Consider the following 16,975-nt stretch of genomic DNA (forward strand, 5'->3'; position numbering starts at 1 on the left):
TGCCGCTATGGGTTTTTATTTCTCCCGTTTTGAAGACCGTAAACCGCCGGAGCCGTTAAAAACGCCCCGCGTGGTGAAGATTCTCTGGCAGGTAATGTCCGTCGCGGCATTAGTGCTGGGCGCGAATTATATTCGCTGGCGCTGGATGGAATCGCTGAACATGGATGCGCTGTGGTACGCCCTGCCGCTGGTCATTGCGGAAACCTGCGCCTGGATTGGCACGGTGCTGTTCACTATCAACCTGTGGCGTGAAGACGATCCGCCCCAGCAACCCGCGCCGCTGGATATTAACGACTGCCTGAATGCGCAAGACCAGGCCGAGCCGCGACCGGTGCGCGTCGACCTTTTCATCGCCACCTATTCCGAAGATGTCGAGCTGGTGCGGCTCTCCATTCAGGATGCGCTGAAGATGCGCTATCCCGGCCCGCTCGATTACCGTATTCACGTGCTGGATGACGGGCGCAGGCCCGCGATGCGCGCGGTCTGCGAGGAAGAAGGCGTCAATTACATTACTCGCGAAACCAATATCGGCTTTAAGGCGGGCAACCTGCGTAACGGCCTTGAGCAGACCGACGGCGATTTTATCGTGATTTGCGACGCCGACACCCGCGTCTTTCCTACGCTGCTTGAGCATACGCTCGGTTATTTCCGCGACCCGGATGTCGCCTGGGTGCAGACGCCGCAATGGTTTTTCGATTTACCCGAAGGCGAGCGGCTGCCGCGCTGGCTGTCGCGTAAGGCGGGTAAACCGGGCTACGCGCTCGGCTGGCTGTCGGAGAAAATCGTCGGCCCGGTGACTATCGGGCGCGATCCGTTCTTTAACGATCCGCGCATGTTTTATGATGTGATCCTGCGCCGCCGCAACTGGGCGAACGCGGCATTCTGCTGCGGCGCGGCCTCGGTGCACCGCCGTGAAGCGATTATGCAGGCGGCGCTGCGCAGTTATGTCTGGACGGTGGAAGAAGAGATTGACCGCCACACGCGCGATATCAGCGACCCGTCGATGCGTGAAGCGCTCCAGGACGCCATGCGCCCGCATGTGCTCTATGACACCGAGCTGACGCCTTATAAATTCCACGTTTCAGAAGATATCTACACCTCCATCGTGCTGCATGGCGACAGCGCGCGCCGCTGGCGCTCGGTGATGCATCCGCGTATCGAATCGAAAATGCTCTCGCCGCAGGATATGCTCACCTGGATTATCCAGCGCTTTAAATATGCCGCGGGCTCCCTCGATATTCTCTTTCACGACAATATCTTCAGCCGCCGCCGCTTTAAGCTCTCGCTGCCCCAGACGCTGATGTACGCCACAACGTTCTGGTCTTATCTGGCCTGCGTCTGGAATACGGTGTTTTTGATCTCGCCGCTGATTTATCTCTTCACCGGCATCCCTCCCGTCTCCGCCTGGTCGACGCCCTTCTATCTGCACTTTTTGCCCTTTTTTATTGTCTCGGAGCTGGCGTTTATGTTCGGTACCTGGGGGATTTCGGCGTGGGATGGCCGCGCCTCGTATCTGGCGTTTTTCTCAATGAACCTGAAAGCGCTCGATACCGTGCTGCGCGGCGAACAGATTAAGTTTCACGTGACGCCTAAAGAGCGTCAGACCGGGCGGTTTCTCTACCTGGTGAAGCCGCAGATAGCCATTGTGGCGCTCACGTTAATCGGGCTTATCTGGGGCGGCATTCAGGTGGCGCGCGGCGCGGTGGATGACCCTTCCGGCTATGTGATTAATATCTTCTGGGGCGCGGTGAATATCGCCGCCATGCTGCCCATGATCATGGCCGCCATGTGGCAACCGGCGGATGAGGAGAGCGGCGCATGAAAGTGACCGACGCCCTGCTGAGCGCGCGCAGCTATATCACCATTCTGGTGGGGTTTCTGATTGGCTTTGCGGTAGTGGTCTGGGTTGAACGCCAGATGCCGACGCGCGTAGAGAGCAGCAGCGGCATTACGTTAAGCGCAGATTTCCCGCCGCTGCCCGATGCCCGCCCGCTCACCTTTGATGAAGCCATCTGGGCGCGCGTGGCCTGGCAATATTTCGTCAATAACACGCGCCCCGACGGGCTGGTCAATGCCCAGGACGGCGCGCCGTGGTTCAGCCTCTGGAGCACCGGCAGTTATCTGCTGGCGACCGTTTCTGCCTACCGGCTGGATGTCATTACCCGCGATGAATTTGACGAGCGCGTGGCGCAGGCGCTGTTTGCGCTGGGCGAGTTGCCGTTGACGCCGAACGGCCTGCCCGCCGCTTACTACCGTGGCGATAAACAGGAGATTCTGGGCAAGCCTGAAAGCAGCGCGGTCGGCGCCGGACGGCTGCTGATGGCGCTCCAGGTGTTGCTGTGGCACTACCCGCAACATGCGCCTGCCGTCCAGGCGCTGCTGGCGCGCTGGGATCTCGACGCGCTGTTTGTGCAGGCGAAAAATACCAGCGCCGCGCTTGCGGTACGCCACTGGGTGATCCCGACCGACGAGCCGCGCGACAGCTTTGGTTACCGCACCTACGCCAGCCACACCCTGCGCCTGATTAACACCACGGCCGGGCTTGCCGTCACGCAGCCGCCGGAAGGCCAGAGCATGATCGATATCGACGGGATCATGGTGCCGGATGAAGGGCTGCGCACCCCGTGGGGCAAACAGCCGTCGCTGGTGAGCCTCCCCTGGCTGTTGACCGGCCTTGAGCTGGGCTTTGACGCCCAAAGCGGTGAAGTGGCGTGGCGCATCATGCAGATCCAGCAACGCCGTCACAGCCTGCGGGTGCGCAAGCCGCCTATCAGTACCGATTACGCCGAACAGGCACCTGATTACGCCGCCGCGATTCCAGAGCGCCAGCCGCAGCGCGAACCGGGCGAGACCGCGTACGACAAAACCGCGCCGGAGCGTACGGCCATTACCTCGACCCGCTCGGCCTTTGCCTGGTATGCGCTGTTTCGCAACGGCTGGAGCGAAGCGTTGCGCCAGCAGGTGCAGCCGCTCCTGGTGCCGGGAAAAGGCTGGCAGCGCGGTCTGAATTTAAATAACAGCGTGAATACTGTGATTGATGCCGACACCAACGCGGTGGTACTGGAGAGCCTTGCCTATATCACGGGTGGGCAACTGCTCTGTCTGGGATGCCAGTACACGCCTTCCACCGCCACTGCTTCTGCGGGAGTTACGCCATGAGTCTGAAATCTTTGCCCCTGTTTATTCGCTTCTGCGCCTGCCTCTTTTTGCTGCTGGGCTGCACGGTGACGGCGCAGGGCCGGGGCGAACTGCCCGCGAACGACTATCCGGCGCGTCATGGCGAGCTGACCGATCGCGAAATGAAAATGGCGAAAAACGCCTGGCAATATTTCGTGGTCAACTATCAGCCGACGACCGGGCTGGTCAACGCCGTCAACCAATATCCCTCCACCACCATGTGGGATACCGGATCCTATATCGGCGCGATGGTGGCCGCCCGTGAACTGGGGATTATTGATAAAGCGGAATTCGATCGCCGCATGCTTAAACTGCTCGGCACGCTGAATAAACTCGATCTCTTCCGCAGCCAGGTGCCCAACAAAGCCTATAACACCATCACCGCGCAGAAAGTGAACTACCTGAACAAACCGGGCGAAATCGGCTTTTCGGCGCTGGATATCGGCCGCATGCTGATCTGGCTTAAAAACGTCAAAGAGCGCTACCCGGAGTATGGCAACAGCGTCGATAACATCGTGCTGGGCTGGGATTTCACCAACGTCATAGATCCCTGCGGCACCATGTATGGCGCTTATCTGGAAAATAACCAGCCCAAATATGTCCAGGAGGGCCGACTGGGGTATGAGGAGTATGGCGCGGCGGGCTATCAGCTCTGGGGCTTTAATACCTGTCAGGCGAGCCGCCCGGAGCCTTACGCGCTGGCGGATATCTACTGTGTGCTGGTGCCGTATGACTCCCGCGACCCGCGCCGTACCAGCCAGCATAACTACGTCGTGACCGAGTCATACCTGCTCTACGGGCTGGAGATGGGCTGGGATACCGCTAAAGATCGCGAAGACAGTCCGAACAACTATTCGCACCCGTGGATGAAAAACTTCGCCGACCGCGTTTATCAGGCGCAGGAGAACCGCTACACCATCACCGGCGTGCTCACCGCCCGCTCCGAGCATCAGCTCGATAAGTCGCCGTACTTCGTTTACGACACCGTCTTTAGCGATGGCTTTAACTGGAACACCATCACCGACAAAGGCCAGTACGTGCCACAGGTCGCGGCGGTATCGCTCAAGGCGGCGCTCGGCATGTGGGTGCTGTGGGATTCGCCTTACACTGACCGTCTTTTCACAACCATTGAGAACGCCAACGATCCGAAGCAGGGCTTTTACGAAGGCATCTATGAGAATGGCGACGGGCCAATCAACGCGTTTACCGGCAACAATAACGGCATCATGCTCGAAGCGTTGCTCTATAAAAAACAGGGCAAGCTGCTGCGCTTTAATACCGACGATCCGAAAAATAAAAATTACGCGCCGTCTCTGTGGGAGAAAAAGCTGGTCGATCTCTTCGAGGATAACAATAGCCGCCGTAACCGTCCGTTCCTCAACATGACGCCGGGCATCCAGAACTGGTGCCAGCAGAGCGGCACGGCGATACGCAGCAAGCCGACCTGTCAGGCCTGCCAGTGCGCGACCTGTAAAGAGGACGAACCTGTGAAACTGCCACCGGTCACCGCGACATGCTTAAAACAGTAAGCCGCCTGCTACTTATCCTCGCCGTGCTGGGCGCGGTGATTGCCTGGCTTCTGCTACGTGATGACCGCGCGGGATGGCGCTGGCTCTCGCACGGGGGCTGGCACACCTCGGCGCGCATCAGCGCGCTGACCCCGCAGGAGCGCGAATGGGCCGCCATCGCCTGGCGTTATTTTGAAAATAACACCCAGGAGGCGACGGGCCTCGTGAACGGCAGCGATAAACGCCCTGTCGCCTCGCTCTGGCAGATAGGCGACTCCCTGATTGCGTTAACCGCCGCGCGCGAGCTGGCGCTGGTGGATGAAAAAACGTTCGACGACCGGCTAACCCGCATTCTCGGCACGCTGAACCGTCTGCCGCTCACCGCCCGTCAGACGCCGAACCGGCTCTATTCCACCTGGTCGCCCACCATGGTGGATTTTACCGGCAAACCGGGCGTCATGGGCTGGTCGGCGCGCGATATGGCGCGTCTGATGCTGGCGCTGCGCCTGGTGGCGCAATATCACCCACAGTACAGCGAATATCTGGAACGCGTGGTGATGCGCTGGAATTTCTGCCCGGTCATCGATAAAGACGGCACGCTTTACGCCGCCCAGATGCAAAACGGGCAACTGGCCCCGCGCGATGAAATCCGTCTGGGCGAAAGCGAATACGCCGCCGCGGGCTTCAGCCTGTGGGGATTCCAGCCCGCGAAAGCCTGGGGCCCGCCGTCGCAGAACGTTATTTTATACGACCGCGCATTGCCGGTGGACGCCCGCGACCCGCGCACGACCTGGCAGCCATCGCTTATCACCACCCTCCCGTACACGCTGCCGGGGCTGGAGTTTGGTTGGGAAGTGCCGGGCGTCGATCGTGAGAAAATCGACAACCTGCGCGAGCGCGCGAAGCTGGTTTATCTCTCGCAGGAGAGCCGCTGGCAGCAGGAAAACATTCTCACCGCTCGCGCCGATTTCAATCTCGCCAATGCGCCGTGGCACGCCGCCGATACCATCTGGGCCAACGGCTACCCCTGGAACACGCTTGGCGACGACGGCAAAGAGTATCCACGCCTCGCGCAGGTCTCTACCAAGGCGGTGTTTTCGCTCTGGGTCTTGTGGGATACCCCTTACACCGACGCGCTGATGCAGACAACCCGACTGATGTATGACGAAAAACGCGGCTGGTATGAAGGCCGCGTCGAGGCGACCGGCGACTATAACCGGGCGCTGACGCTCTCGACCAACGCGACGGTACTGGAAGCGCTGTTTTATAAAGCCAACGGCGGACCGCTGCTGACAAGCGACGCCCCCGCCCCCGGCAGCTACTTCAGCCGCCGCCTGAGCGATGTGTTCAACCCCCTGCGCCAGTGTCTGCCTGGCGAAAGCCGCCCGGAGGTTCGCCCATGATGCTCTATCGGGATCTGTTTGATGAAAGCTACAGCCGTCTGTTTCCCGACGACGACAAACAGCCATTTTTTGAACGCTTTTTTACCCGCTTCATTCATATGACGCCGGAAACCGAGCACCACTTCGCGGCCGTCGAGCCGCGGCTGCTGCGTAATTTCGTCTATAAAAGCTTTTTCGCGATGCTGATGGTCGACGGCGTGCTGATGGTGCCCGATTTTCTGGAACGGCTGGCGCGCCAGCAGGAGAGCAACGGCGTACGCCTGCCGCCCAACTTTTTCGCGCACTGGCGACGCGCGATCCTCGACACCGTGGCGGAGCTTGATCCTGACTGCGATGAAGAGGTACTGACCGCCTGGGCGATGACGATAGCGCCGGGGCTTGAGTATATGCGCCGCCAGGCAGAGCTGAACTATCAGCCCGGGGCGCCGTTATGAACCGCGCCGCCTTCGCGGACGCGCTTGATGCGCTGCCCGCCGCCCTGCTGTTTTACGATAAAAACGAGCGGCTGGTCGCCTGGAATGCTCAGGTCAGCCGCTTTTATCCAGGCATCGGGCCGCATCTTGTACCGGGCGCGGCCTTAAGCGAGCTGGCGGTGGAATTTATCAATACAGGTTTTCAGACCGACAGCCGCAGCCGCGACACGCTTATCGCCTCGCTGCTCGCCAACTGCCGCCACGATGGCCACTGTGAAGTGCGCCAGCTACACGAACGGCGGCTCTTTATCCAGCATCAGCGAACCGCCGATGGCGGCATCATCAGCCTGCATACTGACATCACCGCGCTCGATACCGTTCAGAGCTCGCGCCAGCTGCTGCATGACGATTTCCTGCTGGCCGCCGAATCGATTCATATCGGCATCTGGGACTGGCAGGTCACTACCGATGTCCTGCACCTGAACGACGCGTTTCTGAATCTGCTGGGCGAGCCGCGCGGCCAGCTGCAACATACCAGCCGTTTTTTACTGTCGTTGATCCACCCGGAAGATCGGGATCTGCTGAAAAACGCCATGCAGCGCGCCAGCGAACATCAGATGCCGGTCTTTGAATGCGAGATCCGCGTGCAGCACCGCAGCGGCAAGTGGCTCTGGATGCTGCTCTCCGGGCAGATCATCGCGCTGACGGTGACCGGCGAAATCGAGCGGTTGATAGGCACCCTTCAGGACATCACCCGCCGTAAAGAGGCAGAGCTGATTTCACGCGATGCGGCCAATGCCGCGCGCGCCGCGAATGAGGCCAAAAGCGCGTTTCTCGCCAATATGAGCCATGAGATCCGCACGCCCATGAACGGCATTCTCGGCATGACGCAGCTCTGCCTGGATACCGAGCTGAACGGCGAGCAACGCGAATACCTGTCGCTGGTGATGAGCTCGGCGCAGTCGCTGCTGCATATCATCGACGACATTCTCGATTTTTCGAAAATCGAGGCGGGCAAAATTGTGCTGCATGAGGAGTACGTGGCGCTGCGGCCGTTTATTCAGTCGCTGGTGCGCCCGTTGATGCCGCTCGCGAGCGAAAAACAGATAGAGCTGCTGGTCGAGGTGGATGAACGCGTGCCGGAGATGATGCGCGTCGATGTGGTGCGCCTGCGCCAGGTACTGACCAACCTGCTCAGCAATGCGCTCAAATTTACGCCGCAGGGCGAAATTCTGCTCGCCGTCGCCCCGGCCGCGCAGGACGGCGAATGGCGCTTTCGGGTACGCGACAGCGGTATCGGCATTCCGCCGGAAAAACAGCAGGTGATCTTTGAGGCCTTTAGCCAGGCGGACACGTCCACCACACGCCGCTACGGCGGCACGGGGCTTGGACTCACGATCTCCGCGCGACTGGTGGCGATGATGGGCGGCCAGCTGACGGTGGCGAGCGAGGCGAATCAGGGCAGCGAATTTAGCTTTACCCTGCCGCTGCACAGCGCCGAACAGGCGACGCCGGAAGTCCAGCCGCTGACGCACTTCAACGGCGAGCGGGTGCTGGTGGTCGATGACAACGCCACGAACCGCCGTCTGATGCAGGCGATGCTCAATCAGCTCGGCTTAAACCCGGTTTGCGTCTCCGGCGCCGCCGGGGCGCTGGCGCTGCTGGAAAACGACAGCGATTTCCCGGTGATCGTTCTCGACGCCCAGATGCCGGAAATGGACGGCATTTCGCTGGCGCTGGAGATCTCCGTCCTCCCGCAGGCCTCGCGCAGCAAAATCATTATGCTCAGCTCGATGAGCCGCGATCTCGATCTCTCGACGCTACGCCGTACCGGGATCGCCTGGTACCTCAATAAACCGGTCGATCAGCAGGAGCTGGCGCGCGCCCTTGGCGAGGCATTGCGCCCGGATCCGGCCAAACCCGCGCCGGTGAAAACGGCGGCCTCCGTGGTCGCGGAACTGGCGCACAGCGCGCCGATGCGCATTCTGCTGGCCGAAGATAACCCCGTGAATCAGCTACTGGCGGTGCGCCTGCTGGAGAAACTCGGCCATGAGTGCGTCACGGTTGATAACGGGCTGCTGGCGCTGGAGGCGTGGCGCCGTGGCGGCTGGGATATTCTGTTGATGGATTTGCAGATGCCGGTCATGGATGGCGAGGCGGCGATCCGCGCGTTGCGTCAGGAAGAGGCGCTGCGCGGCGGGCATCAGATAGCGATTGTGATGACCGCTCACGCCATGCAGGGCGACAAAGAGCGTTGTCTCGCGATGGGCTTTGATGGCTATCTCTCAAAACCGGTGGCCCTGGTCTCGCTTGCCGACGAACTGTCGCGCTTCGCCCCGCAAAGCGCCCCGCCGCCGCCCGAAGGCCTGCCGGACAGCGCGCAGCTGCTGGCCGCCTTTGACGGCGATATGGGGCTGTTAAAAGAGCTGCTTGGGCTGTTTGCGGAAGGCTTTGACGAGCTGGCGGCGCTGCTCGATGCCGCCCTTGCCGCAGGCGACGGCGATCAGGCTCACCGGCTGGCGCATAAGCTGCGCGGCGAAGCGGCGACGTTCGGCTTTACCGGGCTGACCGAGCTTTTACTGGAGATAGAAAGCCAGGAGCCTGGCGCGCCGTCGGCGCGGCGCGAGCCATGGCGTCAGGCGCTCGGGACGCAGCAGCGCCGCGTGCGTGAATTCCTGATTCAACTGCTGGAGGGCTCATGAAACGTCTGGCCTGTGCGTTATTGATGCTGACAAGCGGCGCGGTCATCGCCAATCCGGCGCCGTCGGTGCCGGTGCCTGCCAACTGGTCGCTCGCGGGCAACTGGCGCGCCCATGACGGCAATGATGCCGCGTTTATGGGGCAACAAGGGCCGGTGCGCGACTGGCGCACGTTAAAGGTGCCGTCAAACTGGTATACCGCAGGCTGGGATCATCAGGGCGTGCTCTGGTATCGCCATGAATTCACCCTGCCGCCGTTACCGCAGGACACCATGGCGACGCTGGTGTTTGACGGCGTCGACTACTACGCCGACGCCTGGCTCAACCAACAGCCGCTCGGCAGGCATGAAGGCTACTTCCAGCGTTTCGCGTATGACATTACCGATAAGTTACAACGTCACAATAAGCTGGCGGTGCGCGTCGACAGCCCCTTTGAAGATCCGAAGACTATCTGGCCGCTGCACAAAACGATGGTGAAAGGCGTACTGAATCAGCACGATACCCGCCCCGGCGGCGCGTGGTCGCCGCGCGGCCAGGACGCTAACTCCGGCGGGATCTGGGCGCCGGTGCGGCTGCATTTAAGCCGCGGCGTCACGGTCGATAACCTTATCCTGCGCCCCGACTGGCAACACGGGCTAGATAAACCGCAGCTGCGTGTCGAGCTGGTCTATCGCGCTCCTACGGCGCGCGAGGCTGAGTTAACCCTGCGCGCCCGCCCGGCGAATTTTGCAGGCGCGCACTTTACGCAGAAGCAGAAAGTGCGTCTGGAGGCGACCGGCGCCACGCCGCAGCGCCTGACGTTCACGTTGCCGATGGAAAACGCGCAGCTCTGGTGGCCCAATGGCTACGGCTTTCCGCACCTTTATCGCGTCAGCGCCACGTTCAGCGATGACCAGGGCGAGATGGAGCGCATCACAAGCCGCACCGGCCTGCGTCAGATTATCGAGCAGCCGGATAACCGGGGCTGGATGCTGAACGGCAAGCGGATTTTTATCAAGGGCAGCAACTATATCGGCTCGCCGTGGCTGAGCGAAATGGATGAGAAAAAATACCGCCGCGATATCAGTCTGGCGCTGAAAATGAACGCCAACGCCATTCGCGTGCACGGTCACGTGGCGGGCCGCCCGCTCTATCGCATGGCCGACGAAATGGGGTTAATGATCTGGCAGGACGTGCCGCTCCAGTGGGGCTATAACGACAGCGCCGAATTCGCCGATAACGCCGCGCGTCAGAGTCTGGAGATGACCGAGCAGATCGGTAACTCGCCTGCGATTATCGCCTGGGGTGGTCATAATGAGCCGCCGTGGAACTCGCCGTGGATGGAAAAGCGCTTCCCGGACTGGCATAAAGATCTCAACCGCGTGCTGACGGAACGCGTGGCCGACGCGCTCGCAAAGGATAGCAGCCGCATCGTGCATCGTTTCTCGGCGGTGGAAGAACACTACTGGCAGGGCTGGTATTTCGGCGTAATGACAGATGTGCTGCAACCAGCAAAGACTGGCATCATCACCGAGTTCGGCGCGCAGGCGCTGCCGAAACTCTCCACGCTCAAAACGATTATCCCCGCCGACAAACTCTGGCCCGCCACGACAAAAGCGGACGATCCGGACTGGACCGTCTGGAAATACCATAACTTCCAGCCGTTCCAGACCTTTGGGTTTGCGAAGATCCCACGTGGTGAGAATATGGAAGAATTCATCCATAACACCCAGAAATACCAGGCCGATCTGGTGGGTATGGCGGCGGAAAGCTATCGTCGCCAGCGGTATCAACCGGTGACCGCCCTGTTCCACTTTATGTTTGTCGAAACCTGGCCGTCAATTAACTGGGGCGTGGTGGATTATCTGCGCCAGCCAAAAGCCGGTTACTACGCGCTGCAACGCGCGTATCAGCCGCTTCTGCCGTCTATCGAGCCGGTAACCCTAAACTGGCGCGCCGGTGCCCCCGGAGTGGTTAATTTGTGGGCGATAAATGATAGTTTTTCAGCCTGCGACGGGTGTACACTGCGCTGGCGCGTGAAAACGCCCGGCAATACCGGGCAGCAAGAGAGCAAACCGATGACCCTCCCGCCTGACAGTGGCCGCCAGGTTGCCCGGTTGACGTTCACTCCCTCCGCCCCTGGCGCGCTGCGCATTGAGTACGAAATCCTTGATGCGCAAGGCAAAATGGTGGGTCGTAACTTTTACGAGACCACTATTGCGCCCTGAGGCGTTACGCATACTGTACGGATAACTGGACGCCTTGCGGCGTTCAGTCTCTTCTTAAACTCTTTACCGTCCGGTTAAAGAGCGATAACGATTTGCTAAACTTACAGAATCTGAAACGAAAGCCGCTCTGGAGGTACGTATTAGCATGTTTCAACAGACAACACGCTTACCTTTTACAGAGGAGTTAGCTGAAAAGGCGCGCATGGACCCTGAATCGGGTGAACTCATCCCGGAGACCCGCGATGTCGAGCCGCAGCCTGAATCCATTGAGGGGATGCCCTCCCCGGACGCGCTGACGCCGGCAGACCGCTATTTAGAGCTGTTTGAGCATGTTCAGGCCTCCCGTATTTTTGCGGACAGTAAAACGTTCCCGGACTGCGCGCCGAAAGTATCGCCGCTGACCATTCTGATGAACTATCGTCAGGCGAAACGCCTGCCGGGCTTCGACCTGCGCCGTTTTGTCGAAGAACACTTTTACTTTCCGGTTATCAATACTAATCCGTATGTCTCGGACCCTAACCGGACGCTGACTGAACATATCGACAGCCTGTGGCCAATCCTGACGCGCCAGCCCCATGAGCATCTGGAGAACTCCTCGTTGCTGCCCCTGCCCCAGGCCTATATCGTGCCGGGCGGGCGCTTTACGGAGACCTATTACTGGGACTCCTATTTCACGATGCTCGGCCTTGCCGAAAGCGGCCGCCACGATATGTTGCGCTGTATGGCGGATAACTTCGCCTGGATGATTGAGAACTACGGGCATATCCCGAACGGCAACCGTACCTATTATCTGAGCCGTTCGCAGCCGCCGGTGTTCGCGCTGATGGTCGAACTGTTCGAAGAGGACGGCGTGCGCGGCGCGCGGCGCTATCTCGATCATCTGCTGATGGAATACGCGTTCTGGATGGATGGCGCGGAAAACCTCGAACCCGGTCAGGCCTTCCGCCACGTGGTGAAAATGGCGGACGGCACGCTGCTGAACCGCTACTGGGATGACCGCGATACGCCGCGAGACGAATCCTGGCGCGAGGATGTGGAAACCGCGAAGCTTTCCGGGCGACCGGCGAATGAAGTCTATCGCGACCTGCGTGCGGGCGCGGCTTCCGGCTGGGACTACTCTTCCCGCTGGCTGCGCGACGCCGACCGGCTCGCGAGCATTCGCACCACGCACTTTTTGCCGGTGGATCTCAACGCGTTTATCTACAAGCTGGAAACCGCCATCGCCAATATCGCGCAGCTTAAAGGCGATCCGGTGACCGCGACGGTATTTCGTAAAAAGGCCATTGACCGCCGCGAAGCGGTTAACCGCTACCTGTGGGATAACGAGATGGGCTCGTTCCGCGATTACGACTGGCGTCGCGGTCAGCTGGCGTCCTTCTCCGCCGCCTGCGTGGTGCCGCTCTACGTCGGCCTTGCCAGCTATGCGCAGGCGGAACGCATCGCGGTGAACCTGCGTGAACGCCTGCTCTCGCCGGGCGGTATTCTGACCACGGAAGTGGAAACGGAACAGCAGTGGGATAAACCGAACGGCTGGGCGCCGTTGCAGTGGATGGCCATTCAGGGCCTGAAAAACTATGGCGACGATGCGCTGGCGGATATTATCGCCAATAACTGGTTGCGTACGGTGAAACGATTCTACAACGAGAACCACAAACTCATTGAGAAGTACCATATCGCCGATTATTCGCCGCGCCCTGGTGGCGGTGGCGAATACCCGTTGCAGGACGGCTTCGGCTGGACTAACGGCGTAACGCGCCGCCTGATTTCGCTGTATGGCGAGCCGTAACCGGCTTATTGGGTAAAAAACAGAGGGCAGCCCGACGGCTGCCCTTTTTTATGGCGTGAATCGACTCAGAACGACGCGCTGACGCCGATGTTATAGCGCGTCTGCTCGCCGCTGCTAAGCCCGGCGGTTTGCGACAGCGCCGCAAACGCCGACACGTTGCTGCTCAGCGCGACGCTGGCCCCTGCGGTGATATCCATCCAGTTTTTGTCATCTTCCGCGCCGTCGCGGCTGAAGGTGAGCGACGTGGACTTCAGCCCGCCCTGTCCGCGCCAAACGGAATCGCCGAACTGATGCTTGTAATCGACCTGCGCGTAAGGTTTCACCATGCCGAGATCGGCATCCAGACGCCAGCCGACGCTGCCGATTTGCGAATGGAAGTTCTGATCGCGAAAGCGCATCGCGGTGCTGTCGTCGCCCGCTTCGCTGTAACCATCCACATGGCTGTAATCCCACGCGTACTGCACCACCGGCCCGGTCGTCAGCGCGCGGGTCACCGGCAGATCCAGCCCGGCGGTCAGGCGCGCGCCCCAGAGTTTAGCGTCGGTTTCACCCGTCTCGACGCGCGTCAGCGGCCCGAGCTCCACGCGGCGCTGAATATTGCGGTATTCGCCCTTCAGCCAGTGGACGTCGGCATTAACCCATCCCGGCCCGAAATCGACCGCGGTAAAAAGCGCCGCCTGATAACCGCGCGCGTCAAAGCTCAGGTTATCGGTCGGGCGCTGGTCATCGAGCGAGCCTGCAATCAGCGCGCCGACCAGCCAGTTTTCCGTCACCCGGTAATCCGCGCCGATCGTCAGATTATTGGTATTGGCGCTGCCGTCGCCGGTCTCGTTCTTCGTGTAGCGGGCATATTCGCCGCTGTAGCCGCCAAAGACGCCAGCGCTGCCCTGTTCCGCCTGTTCGCTACGGCGTTGCTGATAACGGCTGTCGAGCGTGGCGCGGCTGTTCTGCACCTGCGCGGCTGTCGCCTTGTTAAGCAGCGCGACCTGTGACGGCGCGGCGAGGATCGACTGGATATAATCCGCCATCAGGCGGTGCACCTGCGGGCTTGGATGCAGGTGATCGGCAAACAGCCACGCCTGACTGGCGTTAAACCCGGCGCTCGATGAGGTACAGTCAGCGGAGGAAAGCCCCGGCGGACAGGCCATACCCGCAGTATTGGTAATACCGAACTGCGCCGGGTTTGCGAGAATTTCATTGAAGATTTTGTTGATGTCGGCGCGCACGATATTGCCGCCGCCGTTCGCAACCAGAGCCTGCTCTTCGGTGGTGTTATAGAGCTGGCTTAACGCCGAGACCTGTTCGGCGGCTGTCTCATAGGCGGCGTAAAGCGCATCGCCAAGGGCCTGTTGCAGCGCCGGAAGCGGGCTCACTTCTCCCGCCGCCGCGTAGAATGCGTTGCGGATCGCCTCCTGACGCGCGGCGAGCGTCGGGGTTTGCGCGCTCCCGAGCGAGGCGAACGCGGCCTGTAACGCGGCGCTGTTACCGGCGGTTCCCAGCTGAATCACGGTTTCGACTAACGTTGGCGTGGCGGAGACATCCGGCACCGTCGGCACAATCACCGTACCGGCGCCCGCGTTTAAGAGCGTGCGCACCTGTGAGGCCGCCGCCGTGGCGCTGCCGGTCACGATGGACTGCGCCTGTAGCGGTTGCAATACCGCGGCGCCGAGGTCGTTGCCGCCGACATAGTGAATATACAGCCCGTCGCCATCCGCCCGGCCATTGGTCTGGCTTAGATAGCGCTGCACCTGATCCTGCGTGTTGTCTGCGCCTAGCGTTGGCACCGCAACACCGCCGCCTGCGGCGTAGTTATTGCCGCCCTGGTCAGACGGCGAAAGCGTGAGGCCATATTTTTTCGCGAGGATTTCGTCATACAGCGAATTGCTGCTGCTGTCGAAGGTGTAGCGGCCATTGTTGCCGGTATCGCTCAGGCTATCGCCAAAGACATAGAGGTTATCCCAGGCGGCGGCGGGCGCGGCAACGCCACAGGCTAAGCCCAGAGCCAGCCCTACCCGCAGAGAAAGACCAGAGAGTGGAAAAGACATACGCGCTCCTGCGTTTCAGAGGTCAATATCGAAAGAAAGTCATGCGTTATAGAGTGTAGAGCGTTTCTGCAAGCGCACCCGGATAACGCCTGGAATTGAGAGTCTGCGCGAAGAATGTGACGGTTTGCCCTTTTCATTTTGCCGGACGGCACAGAGAGCTGACGCTTACGTTCAGGTTTTTAAAATCAATAAAAGAATGTTGTAACTAAAATGAATGATCTATGAAAAACCCGGCAGCCGCCGGGTTCGGTTTTGACATTATTCGCGTATCAGCACAGCGGTGCGACGGCGTGACGCATCCCCTGGGTAAGGATAGCGTCGAGATCGCGCGTCACCTGCTCCGCCAGCCCCGGTACGGTGGTCAGATCCTGCTCCCAGTGCTCGCTATCTCCCAGCACCGCGTCCACCAGCTCGCGCAGCGTAATGGTGTTATCGCCGAGTTTCGTCCAGAGCTGCTGATAGCGCTCCAGCCAGTGAGCGTCATCCTGCAGCGGATAGCGTTCGCCATTGCGCTCGCCGCGATAAAACGCGATAAGCGACGCCAGCGCAAACGTCAGACGCGGCGGCAGCGTGCCCTTCTGCGCCTGCCCCGCCAGCAGCTGCGGCAAAATACGGGTGCGGAATTTGGTCATGCCGTTGAGCGCGATAGAGAGCAGTTGATGTTTGATATACGGGTTGCGGAAACGGCTCACCACCGCATCGGCAAAGGATTCCAGCTCGTCGCGCGGCAGATCCAGCACCGGGATAATCTCGTTATGGATGGCCTTCTCAACGAACGCGCAAATCTGCGCGTCATCCATCGCCTCGCCCACCGTATTGAGCCCGGCCTGGAAAGCGACCGGCACCAGCGCGGTATGCGCGCCATTCAGAATCGCCACCTTACGCGCTTTATACGGCTTGATGTCATCGACAATCAGCACGTTGAGCGGGAGTTTATCGAGACGCAGCTCGCGGGCGAGCCACTGCGGCCCCTGTATCACAAACAGGTAGAAATGTTCGGCGGTATCCAGAAACGCGTCGTGATAGCCGAGGCTCTCCTCAAGCTGCGCCACTTCATCGCGCGGATAGCCGGTAACGATACGGTCAACCAGCGTCGAGCAAAAAGTATTGGCGCTCTCAAGCCAGGCGGTAAAGGCGGCAGGCAGCGCCCATTCGCGGGCATAGCGCAGCACCAGCTCACGCAGCGCCTCGCCGTTATAGTCGATAAGCTCGCACGGAATAAGCACCCAGCCTTTATCCTGCGCGCCGTTAAAGTGGCTGAAACGCTCGAACAGCAGGCGTGTGAGTTTCGCCGGGTAACTTACCGCCGGAGCGTCTTCGAATTTATCGCCCGCATGATAGCTAATGCCCGCCTCGGTGGTATTGGAGAACACAAAACGGATATCCGGGTTATGCGCGAGCTTCAGGAACTCGTCGTACTGACCGTAAACGGCAATCTCACGATTCACGGAGCGAATAAGTCGCGACTCGCTCACCGCCTCGCCCTTCTCATTCAGACCGCGAATAATCGTGGTATACAGACCCTCCTGCGTGCTGAGCGACGGCGGGAAATCGCTGGCGATAGGACGCACCACGACCACCCCGGCGTTCAGATCGGTATGTTCATTGAGAAGATCAATCTGCCAGTCGACAAAAGCCCGCAGGAAGTTCCCTTCACCGAACTGGATGATGCGCTCCGGATAGAGCGCGCCGGGAAAATCACGACGATTCAATGTTTTCACAATGGGTTCCTTGATG

Annotated in this window: 10 protein-coding genes; 8 read left to right on the forward strand and 2 right to left on the reverse strand. The window is 60.3% G+C overall.

The window, feature by feature from the left end; genetic code table 11:
- Window positions 1-7 precede the first annotated feature (7 nt).
- From AACV31_RS10485 to AACV31_RS10520, 8 genes are all read left to right on the forward strand, one after another.
- Entirely contained in the window at window positions 8-1,822 is a 1,815-nt protein-coding gene (locus AACV31_RS10485; protein WP_015741274.1) for a glycosyltransferase family 2 protein, read from the forward strand.
- Complete coding sequence (locus tag AACV31_RS10490; RefSeq protein WP_165153984.1) at window positions 1,819-3,159, forward strand: DUF3131 domain-containing protein; 1,341 nt, start codon at window positions 1,819-1,821, stop codon at window positions 3,157-3,159. Before AACV31_RS10485 ends, AACV31_RS10490 begins: the two co-directional genes overlap by 4 nt.
- A complete protein-coding gene (locus AACV31_RS10495) occupies window positions 3,156-4,706 on the forward strand; it encodes a DUF3131 domain-containing protein (RefSeq protein ID WP_165153986.1) in 1,551 nt (516 codons plus the stop codon). The genes AACV31_RS10490 and AACV31_RS10495 overlap by 4 nt, the downstream gene beginning before the upstream one ends.
- Window positions 4,691-6,088: a DUF3131 domain-containing protein gene (locus tag AACV31_RS10500; RefSeq protein WP_007761256.1), complete on the forward strand. Its 1,398-nt coding sequence runs from the start codon at window positions 4,691-4,693 to the stop codon at window positions 6,086-6,088. Before AACV31_RS10495 ends, AACV31_RS10500 begins: the two co-directional genes overlap by 16 nt.
- Entirely contained in the window at window positions 6,085-6,522 is a 438-nt protein-coding gene (locus AACV31_RS10505) for a globin (protein WP_015741278.1), read from the forward strand. Before AACV31_RS10500 ends, AACV31_RS10505 begins: the two co-directional genes overlap by 4 nt.
- The gene (locus tag AACV31_RS10510; RefSeq protein WP_165153988.1) at window positions 6,519-9,203 is read left to right on the forward strand and encodes a hybrid sensor histidine kinase/response regulator; all 2,685 of its coding nucleotides are present in this window, start codon (window positions 6,519-6,521) and stop codon (window positions 9,201-9,203) included. Before AACV31_RS10505 ends, AACV31_RS10510 begins: the two co-directional genes overlap by 4 nt.
- Window positions 9,200-11,407 carry a glycoside hydrolase family 2 protein gene (locus AACV31_RS10515; protein ID WP_165153990.1) on the forward strand — a complete coding sequence of 736 codons (2,208 nt, stop codon included), beginning with the start codon at window positions 9,200-9,202 and terminating at the stop codon, window positions 11,405-11,407. Before AACV31_RS10510 ends, AACV31_RS10515 begins: the two co-directional genes overlap by 4 nt.
- 145 nt (window positions 11,408-11,552) lie before the next feature.
- Window positions 11,553-13,193, forward strand: a complete 1,641-nt coding sequence (locus AACV31_RS10520; RefSeq protein ID WP_032806507.1) for an alpha,alpha-trehalase — start codon at window positions 11,553-11,555, stop codon at window positions 13,191-13,193.
- A 65-nt stretch (window positions 13,194-13,258) separates the two neighbouring features.
- Here AACV31_RS10520 and AACV31_RS10525 read toward each other — a convergent pair whose 3' ends face one another.
- Both AACV31_RS10525 and AACV31_RS10530 read right to left on the reverse strand, forming a co-directional pair.
- Window positions 13,259-15,238 carry an autotransporter outer membrane beta-barrel domain-containing protein gene (locus AACV31_RS10525; protein ID WP_165153992.1) on the reverse strand — a complete coding sequence of 660 codons (1,980 nt, stop codon included), beginning with the start codon at window positions 15,236-15,238 and terminating at the stop codon, window positions 13,259-13,261.
- A gap of 269 nt (window positions 15,239-15,507) precedes the next feature.
- Complete coding sequence (locus AACV31_RS10530) at window positions 15,508-16,959, reverse strand: tagaturonate reductase (protein ID WP_165153994.1); 1,452 nt, start codon at window positions 16,957-16,959, stop codon at window positions 15,508-15,510.
- Window positions 16,960-16,975: the final 16 nt, after the last annotated feature.

Origin of the sequence: Cronobacter sp. EKM101R, assembly GCF_963888145.1 — a bacterium.
Lineage (GTDB): Bacteria > Pseudomonadota > Gammaproteobacteria > Enterobacterales > Enterobacteriaceae > Cronobacter > Cronobacter turicensis.

Excerpts from the sequence above, each read along its gene's own strand:
- AACV31_RS10525 (WP_165153992.1), bottom strand. The coding sequence starts at position 15,238 with ATGTCTTTTCCACTCTCTGGTCTTTCTCTGCGGGTAGGGCTGGCTCTG.
- AACV31_RS10490 (WP_165153984.1), top strand. The coding sequence starts at position 1,819 with ATGAAAGTGACCGACGCCCTGCTGAGCGCGCGCAGCTATATCACCATT.
- AACV31_RS10485 (WP_015741274.1), top strand. The coding sequence starts at position 8 with ATGGGTTTTTATTTCTCCCGTTTTGAAGACCGTAAACCGCCGGAGCCG.
- AACV31_RS10510 (WP_165153988.1), top strand. The coding sequence starts at position 6,519 with ATGAACCGCGCCGCCTTCGCGGACGCGCTTGATGCGCTGCCCGCCGCC.
- AACV31_RS10500 (WP_007761256.1), top strand. The coding sequence starts at position 4,691 with ATGCTTAAAACAGTAAGCCGCCTGCTACTTATCCTCGCCGTGCTGGGC.
- AACV31_RS10495 (WP_165153986.1), top strand. The coding sequence starts at position 3,156 with ATGAGTCTGAAATCTTTGCCCCTGTTTATTCGCTTCTGCGCCTGCCTC.
- AACV31_RS10505 (WP_015741278.1), top strand. The coding sequence starts at position 6,085 with ATGATGCTCTATCGGGATCTGTTTGATGAAAGCTACAGCCGTCTGTTT.
- AACV31_RS10520 (WP_032806507.1), top strand. The coding sequence starts at position 11,553 with ATGTTTCAACAGACAACACGCTTACCTTTTACAGAGGAGTTAGCTGAA.
- AACV31_RS10515 (WP_165153990.1), top strand. The coding sequence starts at position 9,200 with ATGAAACGTCTGGCCTGTGCGTTATTGATGCTGACAAGCGGCGCGGTC.